Source organism: Sporofaciens sp. JLR.KK001 (assembly GCF_036941055.1).
In the GTDB taxonomy this organism is placed as follows: domain Bacteria; phylum Bacillota; class Clostridia; order Lachnospirales; family Lachnospiraceae; genus Sporofaciens.
This window is the reverse complement of the sequence record NZ_JAYMNO010000002.1, coordinates 818,855-834,114: the sequence shown is the minus strand read 5'-3', so window position 1 is coordinate 834,114 and position 15,260 is coordinate 818,855. Positions and strand designations below refer to the sequence as shown.

14 protein-coding genes are annotated in these 15,260 nt (G+C 47.8%); 1 reads left to right on the top strand and 13 read right to left on the bottom strand.

Annotated features, from left to right (window positions below):
- Nucleotides 1-153: 153 nt before the first annotated feature.
- The 6 genes from VSQ62_RS29175 to VSQ62_RS29150 all read right to left on the bottom strand — a co-directional run bounded on the left by VSQ62_RS29175 (nt 154) and on the right by VSQ62_RS29150 (nt 4,927).
- A complete protein-coding gene (locus tag VSQ62_RS29175; RefSeq protein WP_334638376.1) occupies nt 154-1,068 on the bottom strand; it encodes a sugar phosphate isomerase/epimerase family protein in 915 nt (304 codons plus the stop codon).
- Nucleotides 1,069-1,090: 22 nt separating this feature from the next.
- Complete coding sequence (locus VSQ62_RS29170; RefSeq protein ID WP_334638375.1) at nt 1,091-2,254, bottom strand: Gfo/Idh/MocA family protein; 1,164 nt, start codon at nt 2,252-2,254, stop codon at nt 1,091-1,093.
- A 17-nt stretch (nt 2,255-2,271) separates the two neighbouring features.
- Nucleotides 2,272-3,198, bottom strand: a complete 927-nt coding sequence (locus VSQ62_RS29165) for a sugar phosphate isomerase/epimerase family protein (RefSeq protein ID WP_334638374.1) — start codon at nt 3,196-3,198, stop codon at nt 2,272-2,274.
- 209 nt (nt 3,199-3,407) lie between these two features.
- Nucleotides 3,408-4,286, bottom strand: coding sequence for a helix-turn-helix transcriptional regulator (locus VSQ62_RS29160; protein WP_334638373.1), 879 nt, complete (start codon nt 4,284-4,286; stop codon nt 3,408-3,410).
- 68 nt (nt 4,287-4,354) lie between these two features.
- Nucleotides 4,355-4,516: a hypothetical protein gene (locus VSQ62_RS29155; protein WP_334638372.1), complete on the bottom strand. Its 162-nt coding sequence runs from the start codon at nt 4,514-4,516 to the stop codon at nt 4,355-4,357.
- Nucleotides 4,517-4,717: 201 nt separating this feature from the next.
- Entirely contained in the window at nt 4,718-4,927 is a 210-nt protein-coding gene (locus VSQ62_RS29150; RefSeq protein WP_334638371.1) for a hypothetical protein, read from the bottom strand.
- A gap of 246 nt (nt 4,928-5,173) precedes the next feature.
- Between VSQ62_RS29150 and VSQ62_RS29145 the strand changes: the two genes are divergently transcribed.
- Nucleotides 5,174-6,856 (top strand): AAA family ATPase, encoded by a 1,683-nt coding sequence (locus VSQ62_RS29145; RefSeq protein ID WP_334638370.1) that lies wholly within the window; start codon nt 5,174-5,176, stop codon nt 6,854-6,856.
- A 53-nt stretch (nt 6,857-6,909) separates the two neighbouring features.
- On the opposite strand, the gene VSQ62_RS29140 is transcribed toward VSQ62_RS29145, so the two are convergent.
- From VSQ62_RS29140 to VSQ62_RS29110, 7 genes are all read right to left on the bottom strand, one after another.
- A complete protein-coding gene (locus VSQ62_RS29140) occupies nt 6,910-9,240 on the bottom strand; it encodes an ABC transporter permease (RefSeq protein ID WP_334638369.1) in 2,331 nt (776 codons plus the stop codon).
- A complete protein-coding gene (locus VSQ62_RS29135) occupies nt 9,237-9,971 on the bottom strand; it encodes an ABC transporter ATP-binding protein (protein WP_334638368.1) in 735 nt (244 codons plus the stop codon). The genes VSQ62_RS29140 and VSQ62_RS29135 overlap by 4 nt, the downstream gene beginning before the upstream one ends.
- 97 nt (nt 9,972-10,068) lie before the next feature.
- On the bottom strand, nt 10,069-11,127 hold the full coding sequence (locus VSQ62_RS29130) for a sensor histidine kinase (RefSeq protein ID WP_334638367.1): 1,059 nt from the start codon (nt 11,125-11,127) through the stop codon (nt 10,069-10,071).
- Entirely contained in the window at nt 11,127-11,822 is a 696-nt protein-coding gene (locus VSQ62_RS29125) for a response regulator transcription factor (RefSeq protein WP_334638366.1), read from the bottom strand. Before VSQ62_RS29125 ends, VSQ62_RS29130 begins: the two co-directional genes overlap by 1 nt.
- A 374-nt stretch (nt 11,823-12,196) precedes the next feature.
- On the bottom strand, nt 12,197-13,036 hold the full coding sequence (locus VSQ62_RS29120; RefSeq protein ID WP_334638365.1) for a carbohydrate ABC transporter permease: 840 nt from the start codon (nt 13,034-13,036) through the stop codon (nt 12,197-12,199).
- A complete protein-coding gene (locus VSQ62_RS29115; protein ID WP_334638364.1) occupies nt 13,036-13,902 on the bottom strand; it encodes a carbohydrate ABC transporter permease in 867 nt (288 codons plus the stop codon). The genes VSQ62_RS29120 and VSQ62_RS29115 overlap by 1 nt, the downstream gene beginning before the upstream one ends.
- Nucleotides 13,903-13,922: 20 nt before the next feature.
- Nucleotides 13,923-15,239: a sugar ABC transporter substrate-binding protein gene (locus VSQ62_RS29110; RefSeq protein WP_334638363.1), complete on the bottom strand. Its 1,317-nt coding sequence runs from the start codon at nt 15,237-15,239 to the stop codon at nt 13,923-13,925.
- Between the last annotated feature and the right edge of the window lie 21 nt (nt 15,240-15,260).

The window sequence follows — 15,260 nt, the reverse complement described above, 5'->3', positions numbered from 1 at the left end:
CGTATATTAGTATTAGGAAAAATATTGCGATAGCAGCGGTCGCCAAATGTGCATGCAAGTATGCCCGCTTGGCTCGTTGCTCACGGGAATAAAAACACCTCAAATCAGTAGTTTTTCACAGAAAAATAACTGATCTGAGGTGTTTTAGAAAAATTAGAGTAATTCTGCTTCGATCCGTTCTCTTGCCTGAGGCGCTTGCTTTTCCATCTTTTCCGGGAATCCGAACATGGATACACAGGCGATGTTGTCTCCGCCTGCTTTCGGAGGAGCCGTTCCAAGCTGTTTGTTTGCGAAGTCCATTTCACGCAGGGTTTCAAAGATGCCGTCGAAATCAACGTCTCCTTCGCCCATTGCGAGATGCTGATGGATAGTCACATCTGCCTTGCCTCTGCCGTTGAGCCACGGCGGATTAGCAATGTAGCGGCAGTCAAGAGTCTGGTTAAAGGTATCAGCGAACAGAACGTGTGTCAGTTCATCTCCCGCATAGCGCAGCATGGAGCGTACATCACCTTTTCCCTGATCGTAGAAGAAGCCGTGAGGTGATGAATAGACATAACCCAGGTGCTTTGAGCGGAAGGATTTTACCATATCGCAGGTCTCGTTGTTCAGTTCACAGAAATCATATGGATGTGACTGGATCTCTACACGGATCCCTTCGCGTTCTATGAGCGGAAGAAGTTCTTCCATTGACCGAAACCACATGCCGTTGCAGATCTCCTGCTGGTTAGGGTCGCCGGAGAGCTCCGTGTTGATGACTTTGACACCCATATCGCCGGCGATCTGTATCATTCGTTTCCAGTTAGCTACCGCGAACTGTCTCTGCTCTTCTGTCGGTCCTGACCAACGGTATACTACGATGAAAGACGAGATCTCAACTCCGGTCTCCTTAAGCGCTTTTCTGTATTCTGCCTCGCATTCCTTTGAGAAAAGAGGATGCTTGTAGAACGGATTGATTCTTGGATGCGGGGACTGTTCGATATATTTGTATCCCCAATCGGCTACCTGATGGACCATACGGTTGATATCCATCTGCTTGGCCAGAACATCGACGTCAAATGCTATTTTCATATGCTTCTCTCCTTCATGCAAATTATATGTAATCTACCCAGGAAGCCCCGTTATCTGCAGAGCGGACGCAGTTCTCTACCCATCTTACGCCTTCTGCGCCTGCATGTACGTCTGGATACCAGAAGTCAACGGTCTTCCCATGGTCTGCCGCATCCATTGCCTGTGCAAATCGGCTGTACAGGTTGCTCCATGCTTCGAATAAGCCTTCCGGGTGGCCTCCGCCGATCCTATCCTCCAGAACAGAGGATTCGTCCAGGTAACCCATGCCTCTCTCTAAGATACGGACAGGCTCCCCCTGTACCTCATAAGTCAGTTGATTGGGTCGCTCGTCCCACCATTCCAGGGAGGCTTTCTCGCCGATCACGCGGATCTTCTGACCATGCATGGAGCCGCAGTTGACACAGCTTGACCAGACATATCCGACAGCCCCGTTATCGTATTCCATGATAGTCATTGCGTTGTCCTCCAACGGTGCGCGGGATTCTACGAAGGATTGGCGGCTGCACATCAGGCGCTTGATCTTCATATCCGGCAGCATGACCTCTGACAGATATAAGGGATGGGTTCCCACATCGCCCAGGACATAAGAAGGTCCGGCAACCTTTGGATCTACCCGCCACTTGGTGGAGGCTGTGTTCTTCTCCACGGCGACGTTGTGGAAACCGTGGGCGAACTGCATATTTACAATGCGGATCTTCCCAAGCATACCTTTTTCGATCAGCTTGCGCGCCTCCTGGATCATCTGGTGTCCGGCATATCCGTAGGTGACGCCTACGATCTTATTCTGCTTTTTGGCCAGTTCTTCTAATTCCTTAGCCTCTTCGGCCGTGAAACAAAGAGGTTTCTCGCATACTACATGAAGGCCGGCCTCCAGTGCGGCTTTTGTGATCTCAAAATGTGTTCCGTTTGGCGTTGCAATGGAAACAGCCTGGATGCCGTCTTCTCTCTTGGCTTCTTCGGCAAACATGGTTTTGTAGTCGGGATAGCATCTGTCTTCTGCAACGTGAAGTTCTCTGCCGAATGCTTTTCCTCTCTCTGGATCAATGTCGAATGCTCCGGCGACCAGCTCAAAGCTGAAGTCCCGAAGCGCCGCGGAACGGTGAATATAACCGATCTGGCTGCCCTTTCCTCCGCCGACCATCGCCCAGCGGATTGGTTTGTCTATTTTCTTCTCTCCGTAATACATGGTTTCTATCCTCCTGATCATTTGCTGAATCCGACGCTCTTAAGGTATGTAACGCTTTCCTTCACATCCCGAAGGCTGGTATCGGAATTCCTTGGGTCTCGTTCCTGTTCAATGGTGATATATCCGCTGTATCCGATTTCCAGCAGAGCTTCCTTGATTCCCGGATAGTCCAAAGTCCCCTTGCCGATGGGGCACATAGCGCCCTTGCCGCAGGCTTCAAAGAAGCGGATCTTCATACCGAGAACTTCCCGGTAGACCGTCTCGTCTACGTCTTTGAAGTGAACGTAATCCAATCGGGAGGCGTATTTTTTCAGCCATTCGACCGGATCCATGCCGGAGTAATACAGATGCCCCGTGTCCAGGCACAGTCCTGCCAGTTCGTAAGGAATATCTCTTATGATTCCATCGATCTCATCGGCAAATTCAATATATCCGCCTGCATGGGGGTGTATCACCGGGCGGACGCCGTATTCTGCCGCCTTTTTGCAGATTCCTTTGATGTGAGTGATCATGGTATTCCATTGTACCTCGGTAAGCCTCGGCGCCTTGTCAGAATGTCCTGCCGCGTAATCTCTTTCGTCGTGACCCCAGTCCATGATGGTCATATAGGGAGTGGGATAGTGCTGGCCTTCATGTACCGGAAGAGGCGGCAGCTTCGTAATGAGAGAGCAGATATCATCCGTCTGCTTCAGCAGATTTTCATAATTATTCTCGTCAACCAGATCGTCGAAGATCGTGCCCGCAACGATAGACAGTCCGTTCTTCTTAAGCTCCGCGGATACTTCCTCCACATTGATCGGAAGATATCCGTAAGGCCCCAGCTCGATTGCCCGGTATCCGGCTTCTCTGGCTTCCTTAAGAACTCTCTGCCACGGCGGGAGATAAGGATTCTTCACATCGTCTACGCCCCAGCAGCAGGGCGCTCCGCAGATATTCATACTCATAATTTTCCCTCCTGATAATTTTTTGACCAATCTGTGCAGCAATGAGATGATCTGCTGCGGTCGGCTTTGTGTTTATATATTTATATTATAAAGTATTTGGGAAATTCTGCCTTCACTATGCTGTATGGGAAATATCTGTTTGATGTGGAAAATGGTCTGTTTAAGATAGATTTTTCAGCCGTGCCTTCATAATCCTGTACTTTGACTTCCTATGACTGATCCTTAAACCCCTTCATTTCTTCTTTATAAAATTCTCTGTATCGAGCAGGTGATATTCCCACGACTTTAGAGAAAATGGTACTGAAATAATTCGTATTATCGTATCCTACGATGGCAGCGATCCGCGTGACAGAATGATCGGTTGAGATCAGAAGCGTCTGGGCGTGTCCGATCCGTCTGCGGATGATATATTGGATCGGGGTTCTGCCAGTTGCTTTCTTGAAGATATGGGAGATATAAGTTGCCGAGCATCCCAATGCTTCCCCGGCAGTGTCGAGAGTGATATCCTCCATAAAATGTTCGTTCAGATAGTTGCGGATCCGCAGTACCATATGTGCTTCGCCGGATTCCTTCGCGCCGGTCAGCGGGAAGCTCTCTAACTGACTGGTAAGTACGATGATCGCGGAGCATAGAAGTTGTGCCGTAAGCTTGCCCTTGTCGTTGGTTCCCTCCAGAGTATACATCTGTTCACACATGGACAGAAGCATTGGGTACAGGGAACCGGCCTGCCGGACGCTTGGTTCGCCGGGAGAGATCAGACATCCCGGAGGCAGATCACACCGGCGGAGGTTAGAGATACCGATACAGTAATCTCCGATCTCATGTTCTGTCTCGGAGATCACCTCGTGGAGATCTCCCTGGTTGTAGTAGATCACGCTGCCTTCCGAGAGCGGGTAGGATTTCCCGTTCACATAATAGGTGCCGGTTCCCTGGTATACGAATAGTAATTCACAGATAGAGTCATGCCGGTGCAGCGGTCGGCGGATGGCTTTCCTTGTGTGGTTCTGCTTATTGATGTAGACAAGGGTGGGCAGCCTGCCGTGTTCAAATACAGTTTCGAGCCGGTGGGTGGTGTCTGGGTAAAGCATAGGATCTTCCTTTCTTTGCAGTGGCTTATTTTGAGGAAATATAAAAAAATTATTAAAAAACCTCCCATTTATGGAAAAATGCGAGATAATAGAATTGACACAATTCTATAGCATCCGGCAGACTCTTCATGCTCTCCCTTTTCATATGCATCAAATTTATGCATTATAAGCTTTCCTCTTTCTGCCGTCTGTATTCCATCTGAATAGAGAGGTTTTACATTGTTTACCATAATCATCTACCTCCGTTTATTATTATCTTTCAACAGAGTATATCGGACAAAAATTTATTCTTTCAAGCTGTTCTTTGTAAGCGGCATCTCATTCTCCGTAAACGGTTTCAAACATAGCAGCGCTGTTAGCCTGATATTTTTCAATCTTGTTCCGTATTCTGCTGTCTGATCCAAAAAGTCGTATAATACGCACTAAAAAACTTAGTGCATAGACATCCCCAATTTTTCAAGATATAGAGCATCCCGCGCGGTAATCTCCGTGTTCCATCGTTTGTTACGCAGTTCGGACGATACCTTTACCTCTTCCACAGTGTCAAACCATTGTAGCTGAAGATAAACCGGCGTATTCTCCATCCAACTTATTGGATTTGCAATTTCAAGGATAAGAAAATGATGCCGCTTACGGATCATGACAGAAATCTCCGGCAGTTCTATACCTCGAAATTTGGTTTGTGTGACATAATTATTCCCGCGGGCAACGAGCCAAGTGGCATGCCTGCAAGTACATTTGAATGAGATTATAATACATTATGTTCCGGAAAGCCGCAAGCGCAAACAGATCTGGGCAATGGATCTCAGGAGAACCATAACTCCATACTCGTTGAATTTCTGCCGGAAGAATGATAAGATATAAGAAAATAGTTGGAGGGCGCCGTTATGCCAAGAGTAGTCGGGATTGGTCATCAGGACTTTGAACAGATGATAACAAGTGATAACTTCTATATTGATAAGACCATGTTTATTAAAGAATGGTGGGAGAATAACGATACAGTAACCTTGATCACCCGACCCAGGCGTTTTGGAAAAACATTGAATTTGGATATGACGGATCATTTTTTCTCTGTCAATTATTTCGGAAGAGGTGATTTATTTCAGGATTTGTCTGTCTGGAAAGAAGAAAAATACCGGGAACTGCAGGGAACATACCCGGTTATATTTTTTAGTTTTGCCGATATGAAGGAAACGACTTTTCCCGAAGCAAGGAAAAGTATCTGTCAGATTATAAAAGATCTGTATAACAGATATGATTTCCTCTTGGGAGGCAGTTATCTGAATGAAGATGAAAAAAAAGCATATCAAAATATCTCTGTTGATATGGAGGATTATCTGGCTGTCAATTCCTTAAAGGCATTATCCGATTACCTGATGCGTTATTATGGAAAAAAGGTGATTATCTTGTTGGACGAATACGATACGCCTATGCAGGAGGCTTATGTGTACGGCTACTGGGATGAACTGGTTTCCTTTATCAGAAAATTATTCAATTCCACATTTAAGACAAACCCTTTCCTTGCAAGGGCTCTCATGACCGGAATTACCAGGGTCAGCAAGGAATCTGTCTTTTCTGACCTCAATAATCTGACGGTAGTTACAACCACCTCTGATCTGTATACAGACTGTTTCGGGTTTACCCAGCAGGAAGTCTGGAGGGCATTGGACGAATATGGATTATCATCCCACAAAGACGAGGTCAGAAGTTGGTATGACGGGTTTACATTCGGTAATAGGACCGATATCTACAACCCCTGGTCTATCATAAATTATTTAAAATATGCAAAATTCGCTCCTTATTGGGCCAATACCAGCAGTAACAGTCTGGTTGGGAAGCTGATTCGAGAGGGAAGCGCCGATACAAAAATGATCATGGAGGATCTTCTGTCTGGAAAGTCCTTGTATACACAGATTGATGAGCAGATTATCTTCAATCAACTGGGACGAAGAGAAGGCGCTGTCTGGAGTCTTCTGCTTGCAGGCGGCTATCTGCGTGTGAAGCAGTTAAGCATGGATAAAAGAGACAGGACCACATATGAGCTTGTACTCACGAACCGCGAAGTATCTCTTATGTTTGAATGGATGATAGAGGATTGGTTTTCAGAGTTTACACCGGCATATAATAATTTTATCAAAGCATTATTACTAGATGATAAGAAAGCAATGAATCTATATATGAACCGGGTTGCGCTTGAGACTTTTAGTTATTTTGATACAGGAAAGAATACCTCTAAAGCAACAGAACCAGAAAGGTTTTACCATGGTTTTGTACTTGGATTGATGGTGGATCTTGCCGGGCGATATTCCATTACCTCCAACCGTGAAAGCGGGTTTGGGAGATATGATGTAATGTTAGAGCCTGCCGAAGATGCGGACGATGCTATTATCCTGGAGTTTAAAGTTCATGACCCGGATGACGAAGATACTCTTGCAGATACAGTTCAAGAAGCCTTGGATCAGATTGACCGTAAGAAATATACCGCTGTGTTGGAGGCAAAAGGAATCTCACAGGAACGGATTCGGAAGTATGGGTTCGCATTTGAGGGGAAAACGGTATTGATCGGATGAGTTATATTCTCAAAGATACGGCAGCAGTCAAAAGCTGCTGCCGTTGTAAATATTTATAATTCATTAATCGTCTCCGTGATCGCCATATTCCGGATCCGCTTTGCCGGGGCATAGACTGCCGCCGCCGCACACACCGCCACAAACAAGACGATCAGACACAACAGCGCCACCGGCGGATGCCATACCATTCCCATGTGCCGCGTTACCAGCTGGTCATACAGGAGGTAACTCAGGGGAAGCCCGATTCCGAAGCCGCATATGAGGCCGGACACAGCATAGGTAAATGCCTCTGCCACGATCATCAGGATAAGCTGGGTTCCGTCCATACCAACCGCACGCATAGCTCCGTACTGCTTCGTCCTTGCCGCCACACTGATAGATATACTGTTCATGATATAGAACATCGTAACCATTCCGATGATCGACAGAAAGCCATATACACCAAGCCGTAAGGCCATATAAGTGGTATTCGACTCTCTGTTCTGTACCCTGGTGTCCGTGAAGATCACATCACTCCCGGTTAATTTATTAATCTGCTGAAGGGTCCCTTCATCGGCATCTTCGTCAAGCTGTATACCAATCATGGTAAGTCCGTCTGCTCCGGTCAGTCTCTCGAATGTCTCCTGGGAGCAGATGACAAGACGTTCGCCCGGAAACAGGCTGCCGGATACGGAACAGGTAACCTCAACCTCATTTCCGGCAATCTGGATAGTGTCGCCGATTTTCAGGGGATTATCCTTGCTGTAGACCGTCATGACTTTATTGCTGTCTCCGGAGATATCCCGCAGATTCCCCTGGACGACCTCATCTTCGGCATTTTTCAGCAAATTCTCATCATAGGATTCCAGATTAATATAGTCGATTCCCGGTCTTGAAGAAGTTGCCGGAATGTGGTCAAGGTATGCAGTTCCAAAAGCACGATCCACCCCGGAAATATCAAGAATCACATCTTTTGTATGCTGTTCCAGTACCAGTGCATTGTTGTAGCCATTAAGGAAAAGATCCGGCTGCCAGGATTTTAGGCTGGGCATGAGCCCCCGTGCAAAATCGATGCCGACCGAGAAGCATAAGGCTATGATGATCGTGAGTGCAAAGGAAGAGGTCATCAGGATCCAGTTCTTCCTCGAACCGGCCGCATGATGAATTCCCAGAGTCTGCTCTATTCTTCCGACGTTATGCCGGATCACACGCCGCTTCGAAGCGGCTGCTTCTGAATTGCCGGAAACCGCCGACACAGGGGAGGTTCTGGCTGCCCGTTTGGCAGGGGCTTGTGCCGCCAGCAGAACAGTCACAATGCCGACCAGCATTCCGCTGATAAGCCCTGCAGGACTGATTGCGAATACCTGCATGGAAGCAAATTCTCCGCCTATCCCATAACGCAGATATGCGCATATCCCGAAGCTTACCAGCGTGCCGAAGATCAGTCCAACCGGAACGGCAGTTTTACACCAGTTCAATGCTTCCAGGCGAACAAACCTTACGATCTGCCGGCGGCTTGCGCCGATACAGCGCATCATGCCGAAGAATTGTGTCCGCTGAGAGATATTGCTGTTTAAGCTGCCGGAGATCATCAATACTCCTGCTAATAATACCAGGACGAACAGCATAGCCGCGATCTGATAGATCCCGTTGAAAGACTGGCTGCTGCTCTGACCGGAGATTCCCATGACGGCAGTATTTTCGGAAATATTCTCATCGGTCAGATCATATTGCTGCTTCATATCCGCAATCGATTCCGACGCACCGGATATCTTCTGAAACTGCACATAATAAGAGGGATGTTCTTCTATTGCGTTTGCAGCCATAATCGTGTGAAATGAGTTCCTTGTCATATACACGGCGGTCATATACATCTGTCCCTGATAATACTCCTTATCATCGGAACCGAAGCCAGACACGGTAAAATCCGTATCCCCGGCGGGCGTGCGCAGGGTCACCAGGCTTCCGACCTGCACGTCCAAAGCCAGTTTCGCATTGCTGCTAAGCATTACCTCATTATCATTCTGCGGGATGCCGCCTTCTTCGAGGCTGCTTGTAAGCTGAGACAGATAGGTTTCGTCCGCGCCGTAAAGTGCTGCTTTTTTCTCACCGATATAGTAGGGATGATCCGCATCTAAGTTGAATGAATCTGACCAGCCGGCAGCCATAACGTCCGCCCGGCGGCTGATCTTATCTCCCGTCTCCTGTGAAATGTTGTCAAGGCGGATATGCCAGCTGCCGTGTTTTTCCTTCATGGATTTGTCCGTGGCCCTTACGAAAGTGTCTGCTACGCTGAAGATCGCTGTCACAAGAAACACCGAAATCACAATGCACAGGAGTGTCATGCGGTTCTGCCGTCTGTGGATACGCGCAGAGATTGGAATCAGGCTAAGATAACTTTTCATTGTCTGTCTCCTTTCCTTTCCGTTCCGCGCATAGCAGACGTCCCCCGGACGTCTTGCGCCCTTCCGAAATCTGTCAGTTCCCCGTCCGATACCTGCAGGATGCGGTCGGCCGTCTGCGCAATGCCTTGGCTGTGGGTGATCATGATGATGGTTTGTTCATATTTTTTGGACGCTTCTTTCAGAAGAGAGATCACCTCTCTGCTGTTCTGGGTGTCCAGATTCCCCGTCGGCTCGTCTGCAAGGATGAGGGCAGGTCGGGTGATCAGCGCCCGCCCGATTGCCGCTCTCTGCTGTTGTCCTCCGGACAACTGACTTGGCAGATGATGACGGCGGTCCGTAAGATTTAACACGGAGAGCAGTTCTTCCAGGTATCTCCTGTTGGGCTTCTGATAGTCGAGAAGTACCGGGAACAGGATATTCTGCTCAACCGTCAGTTCAGGGATCAGATTGAAGCTCTGGAATATAAAACCGATATTTCTGCGGCGGAAGACCGTAAGGCTTCGTTCTTTCATTGCGAAGATATCTTTGCCGTCGATATAGACTTTTCCAAATGAAGGCGTATCCAGCGCGCCGATCATATTCAGCAGGGTACTCTTGCCGGAGCCGGATTCCCCGACAATCGCGACGAATTCCCCTTTCGGAACGGAAAAGCTTATTTTCTTAAGTGCATGTACGGCGGTATCTCCTTCTCCGTAAGTTTTGGAAATTGATTTGACTTCCAACAAATTCATAAATATAAGACCTCCTATAAAAAACTCGTACATCGGAAATGCGTTCATTTTCGATGTACGAAGAGAATATCATATCAGCCCTACTGTAATATTACAATTATCCTACAGTTTTGTAGGAATGGTCGTGGAAATAGATGTAAAATGCGGTGCCGCGTCCCAGATCGCTGTCGGCTGTGATGCTGCCGCCGTGTGCTTCGATGATAGATTTTGCGAGAGGAAGACCAAGCCCGATCCCTTGTGTGTCCTTAGAATACCGGCTTCGGTAGAATCGCTTAAAGATATAGTACAGATCCTCTGGATGGATACCGCTCCCATTGTCTATTACTGCAATCTGAAGCGCAGATGCCGACGTCTTCCATTCGATTCGGACAGAGTCTCCTCTTTTCGTATGATCCAAAGCATTTTTCACAATATTGATGACCGCCTCCATCAACCAGTTCCGGTCACAGGCGAAATCTGTCGATTCGTCTCCCGAGAGGATGATCTCTTTCCCTTCTTGCCCGGCGCGGAAAGAGAAATGCTTCTTGATGCGTTCCATCATCTCGGACACATTTTCCGGCGTCTTCTCAAGCACAATTGTACCGGAATCAAATTTAGAGATCTTTAACAGGTTCATTACCAGCGTTTCGATCCGTTCCAATTCCTGTTCGGACAGATCGGTAAATTCTCTGACCGTCGGAAGGTTTTCGGCTTCTCCCTGCAGAATTCCATTGTAGATATTCAAGGCTGCCAGCGGAGTCTTTAGCTGATGAGAGATATCGGATATCGTATTTCTTAAGAATTCTTTCTCTTTTCCCTCCTTCTCAGTGTGGGCATTCAGGATGGAAACTAAAGTATTCACTTCATGAAACAGCCTGTAGAGTTCTCCTTCTTCTTGACATTCGATACGGGCTTTTTCGTTGCCGGAAATGTATTCTCTGATCTGTTCCGCTGCATGTTCCATGATCTCATCCTGCTCTTTGAAATATCTATAACAGGCAGTCAGGATCAGGAATCCCATCAACAAAGCGCTGACTGCGATATAATGTGCGGTCTGTTTCGGTTCAAGCCGCAGGAGAGCGGCAGAAAACAGCGCAAATCCTGTCATGCACAACAGGATTTGGTAAAACAACGCCTTGATTTTCTGATTAGCAAGTATCTTACATAGATTTTCCATTAAAGGCCCTTTCTATCCGTATTCCATTTATAGCCCATTCGGCGGACGGTTACGATCCTCTCCGGCTTGCCCGGATCATCCTCGATCTTCGTGCGGAGCCTCCGTATATAGACCGTCAGGGTATTATTATCTACATAATTCTCATTACAGTCCCACAGCCTGTTCAAGATCTGTTCCGGTGAAAGTACGATATTGGGATTTTCCATGAACAGACACAGCAGCTTATATTCACTCGCCGTCAAATCGATCAGTTTGTTATTTTTATAGACCTCGCCTTTGATTAGTTCAATACGGATATCGTTTGAATTCAATTCCGGAGTCTCCCGGCTGAAATTACTGCTTCTGCGGAGCAAGGCATTGACTCTTGAGAGGAAGATTGCCAGCTTGAACGGCTTGGTGATATAGTCGTCTCCGCCGATATCAAGTCCCATGATCACATCCGTCTCCTCGTCTGCGGCAGTTAAGAACATGATCGGAACCTTGGAAGTCAGGCGCAGCTTTTTACATAAGTCGAATCCGGAACCGTCCGGGAGAGAGACGTCCAGAATGACCAGATCGTATTTCCCGTCAGCCCAAAGTGCATCTGCCTCAAGGCTTGTGCGGGCGACGTCGACTTCATAACCTTCTTTTCTGACGGCGAAAGAAAGCCCGCCGATCAGACTTAAGTCATCCTCCACTAGTAAGATCTGTTTCATGATATTTCCGCCTTTCAAGCAATTTTCAATAAAGAGATTTTGACTATTGGGGTTTACCATAAGCGGTCTTGTTCATGATTCCCAATCTCCCTTTTTGACTTCATTAAAAAGTCTGAACTGATACGATTATACTATATATTCGGCGGAATAGGAATGAAAATTTTCTTATATATATTCGCTGCCAATTTATACTAGTACACCGAAAAATAAGTTCCTAGTACATCATTGCATTAATTCTTTGGTAATAAGCACTTGCTATCCATGCCATCTGCACGCCTTCGAACCTAGATGTAGCCCGCTACACCGTCGGTTCGTAGACGCACAGCTGACACGAATATCAAGCACTATTACTTCAAGATTAACGCAATGATATACTAGCCCTTCACCGCTCCGCCCATCATCCCCGAGATTAGGAATTTCCGGAAGATCAGCGCCGTGATCGCCGGCGGAAGGACCGCGATCATTCCTGCCGCAGCTGTAAGGCCGTATTGGACAGAATCCTTCGTCATGAACTCAGACACCACGATTGCCACCGGCTTCGTCTCCAGGGAGGATGCCAAGATCAGAGGGATCTGGAACTGACTCCAGGTATTCAGGAACATAATAAGCGCTGCCGACAGGATAATAGGATAAGAGGTCGGCAGAATAATCCGAAGAAAGGAAGACAATCGTCCGCAGCCGTCGATCTGGGCGGCTTCTTCCAGTTCCTTCGGTATGGTGGCGAAATAATTCGACATCAGCCAGGTTGTCATTGGCAGATAAGAGCTTACATAAACAGTGCTCAGCCAGAACACGTCATCCAGCCATTGTCTTGCTACGAACAGGCGGAACAGGGGGATGATGGTTGCCATCACCGGAATGACCATGGTAATCAAAAGCAGGTTCTTGATCAGGCGCCGCCCTTTGAATTCCATACGGCTCAGGGCGTATGCGCTCATCATGGCTATAGGGATTCCAAGGATCAGAGTTGCCCCCACTGCCTTTAATGCATTTCTTATGCCGGTGACCAGGATGCTGCCCTTCTGTGTTCCAGATGTCAGAAGTTCCCGGTAATTGTCATAGGTAATGACTTCGGGCAGCAGTCTTGTCGTCTTCTCCATCATAGCGTATTCCGGGGTGACGGACAGTACGAATGTCCACAGGAACGGTCCAAGCGTCAATATCAGGAAGATCAGGAGGGCTATGAAATAGCCGATCTTTTTGCTGAATTTCATCAGTATTCTACCTCCTTATTCAGACTTCTAAGGTAGAAGATCCCTAAGATTCCCGCAAACAGCATTACCAGATAAGTAACTGCGCTTCCTTTTCCGAAATCCAGGAAAGAGAAAGTAGTCATATAGCTCTCTACCAATATGTTTTTCCCCAGATCGCTGTATCCAGATAATGCGATGATCTCGTCGAATACGTTGATGGCTGTGACGGATGTGGATGTAATGCCGATCGCCAGAAACGGAAGCATGAGAGGCAGGGTGATCATCCGGAAGATCGTCCGCCTGTTTCCGCCGTCGATGCGTGCCGCTTCGTAGAGACCGTCAGGGATCGACTGCCTGCCCGCCAGACATACCAACGCCGTAAATGGGATACTGCGCCAGGTCACAACCAGGGATACGATCAGAAGGAGCGACCAGCGGGAACTGAGCCATTCGATCGGTTTGCCAGCAAGGCCAAGACCGATGACTGCTTTGTTCATGAAACCGTACCCTGAGGAGAATACGAATTTCCAGAGGATACCGTTTACATAGGGGGGAAGAGCCCAGGGCAGCATGGCGACAGCCAGCAGGATTCCAGACCATTTCACATCAATATTCAGGAAAATGGACGTAAGGAATCCTAGTACAGTTGTCAGAAGGACTACGACCGCAAGGATAAAAAGGGTATTCTGAAAACTGTACCAGAAGGAATCGGATTTTAAGATCGCGGCATAGTTGCGAAGCCCCACCATATGGATATCGTTCGGGGCGGTCAGCTTCCATTTCTTTAAGCTGTATGAAAATGTTGCTATAATAGGATAAAATACTAATACACCCATGATCAGGATCATGGGTGACAGTAAGAGATAAGGTAATATCTTTTTTCTCATTCGTTATTTCCTTTTAATCATTATTCGGCTGCCAGTTCGGCTACTTTGGCTTCCATCTCTGCATAAGCCTCATCGGCAGTCATCTCGCCTAACGCCATCTTGTTGATTGCGTTGTACATTGCGTTGCTCATCTCCGCATAATAGGACGGAACTCCGCCCGGGAACGGGGAAGCGATCAGTTCTGCCTGCTCCATCATGGCGCCTGCGTTCTGGATCTTGCCGTCGTCGATCAGTTTCTTCAATACAGAATTCAGCGTAGGAATAGCAGTATTTGTCTCATTTAACGCTTCCTGCATCTCGGCGGATGTGTACCATTCGATGAATTTCTTTGCCGCATCCTTATTCTCGGAGAACTTTGTAACGCCGAGTGCCTCCGGCAGCGCCATAGTAACGGTTGCTTTGGCGTCCTTGCCGGGAACCAGGATCGGTGTGATCTGACCGATCACGCTGCAGTCCTCTTCGTTGGTGCTCTTAGATACGAAGGAAGTCGGCCCGGTCAGGAAGTTCGCAGATCCGGATAAGATACGTTTATAGGCGTCCATACCGGAAGAAGTCTTGTCTGCAGGATCCACCAGCTCGTCCTTGATAAGCTGTTCTTCGTATTTCAGCGCTGCAAGGACAGAGTCTTTGTTCAGAGTTCCGTCGTCGTTGAATACGATTCCGTTCATAGTATAAGCAAGCCACATCAGGTAAGTCGAGGTCTTCTCCTCTGCATTCAGAGGCAGTGCGAAAGGATAATCGCAGACGCCCTTCTCTTTCAATGTCTTGCAGTTCGCATATACCTCGTCCCAGGTCTGAGGCTCTTCTTTGATCTCGGCGTCTTCATACTGCTTCGTGTTATAATAAGACAGACGGTAGTCGTTAGCGTAAGGAATCGCAAGTACATTACCGTCCTTGGTAAATGTCTCCAGAGTAGGCATGTCTGCTTTTACTTCGTCGGATACCTCCAACGGCTCCAGCCAGTCAGCCGCATAGAATTCACCTACCCAGGACCAGTCTACTTCCACAACGTCGGCAACAGCCTGTCCGCCGGCCGCGGCTGTGACCATCTTGTCGCGGATATCGTCCCAGCCGACTTCATTGACCGTAACCTCGATGCCGGTCTCGTCGGTGAAGGCTTTGAGCTGGTCGTCTGTGGGGATCGCCCAGTCGGGAGCCATGAAGGTGATGCTGCCGCCTTCTCCGTCCACACCATCATCTGAGGCTGTTGTATCAGAGGAAGCGCCCCCGGTTCCTCCTGTGTTTGAATCACTTGATGATTCTTTGCCGCTGCATCCGGCTGCCATGGCTGCCGTCATGGATAAGATAAGTAATGTACTGATTAGTCTCTTCTTCATAAGTTTCCTCCTCATTCAATG

Coding starts and splice junctions, on each gene's coding strand:
- VSQ62_RS29175 (WP_334638376.1), bottom strand. CDS start 1,068: ATGAAAATAGCATTTGACGTCGATGTTCTGGCCAAGCAGATGGATATC.
- VSQ62_RS29170 (WP_334638375.1), bottom strand. CDS start 2,254: ATGTATTACGGAGAGAAGAAAATAGACAAACCAATCCGCTGGGCGATG.
- VSQ62_RS29165 (WP_334638374.1), bottom strand. CDS start 3,198: ATGAGTATGAATATCTGCGGAGCGCCCTGCTGCTGGGGCGTAGACGAT.
- VSQ62_RS29160 (WP_334638373.1), bottom strand. CDS start 4,286: ATGCTTTACCCAGACACCACCCACCGGCTCGAAACTGTATTTGAACAC.
- VSQ62_RS29155 (WP_334638372.1), bottom strand. CDS start 4,516: ATGGTAAACAATGTAAAACCTCTCTATTCAGATGGAATACAGACGGCA.
- VSQ62_RS29150 (WP_334638371.1), bottom strand. CDS start 4,927: ATGATCCGTAAGCGGCATCATTTTCTTATCCTTGAAATTGCAAATCCA.
- VSQ62_RS29145 (WP_334638370.1), top strand. CDS start 5,174: ATGCCAAGAGTAGTCGGGATTGGTCATCAGGACTTTGAACAGATGATA.
- VSQ62_RS29140 (WP_334638369.1), bottom strand. CDS start 9,240: ATGAAAAGTTATCTTAGCCTGATTCCAATCTCTGCGCGTATCCACAGA.
- VSQ62_RS29135 (WP_334638368.1), bottom strand. CDS start 9,971: ATGAATTTGTTGGAAGTCAAATCAATTTCCAAAACTTACGGAGAAGGA.
- VSQ62_RS29130 (WP_334638367.1), bottom strand. CDS start 11,127: ATGGAAAATCTATGTAAGATACTTGCTAATCAGAAAATCAAGGCGTTG.
- VSQ62_RS29125 (WP_334638366.1), bottom strand. CDS start 11,822: ATGAAACAGATCTTACTAGTGGAGGATGACTTAAGTCTGATCGGCGGG.
- VSQ62_RS29120 (WP_334638365.1), bottom strand. CDS start 13,036: ATGAAATTCAGCAAAAAGATCGGCTATTTCATAGCCCTCCTGATCTTC.
- VSQ62_RS29115 (WP_334638364.1), bottom strand. CDS start 13,902: ATGAGAAAAAAGATATTACCTTATCTCTTACTGTCACCCATGATCCTG.
- VSQ62_RS29110 (WP_334638363.1), bottom strand. CDS start 15,239: ATGAAGAAGAGACTAATCAGTACATTACTTATCTTATCCATGACGGCA.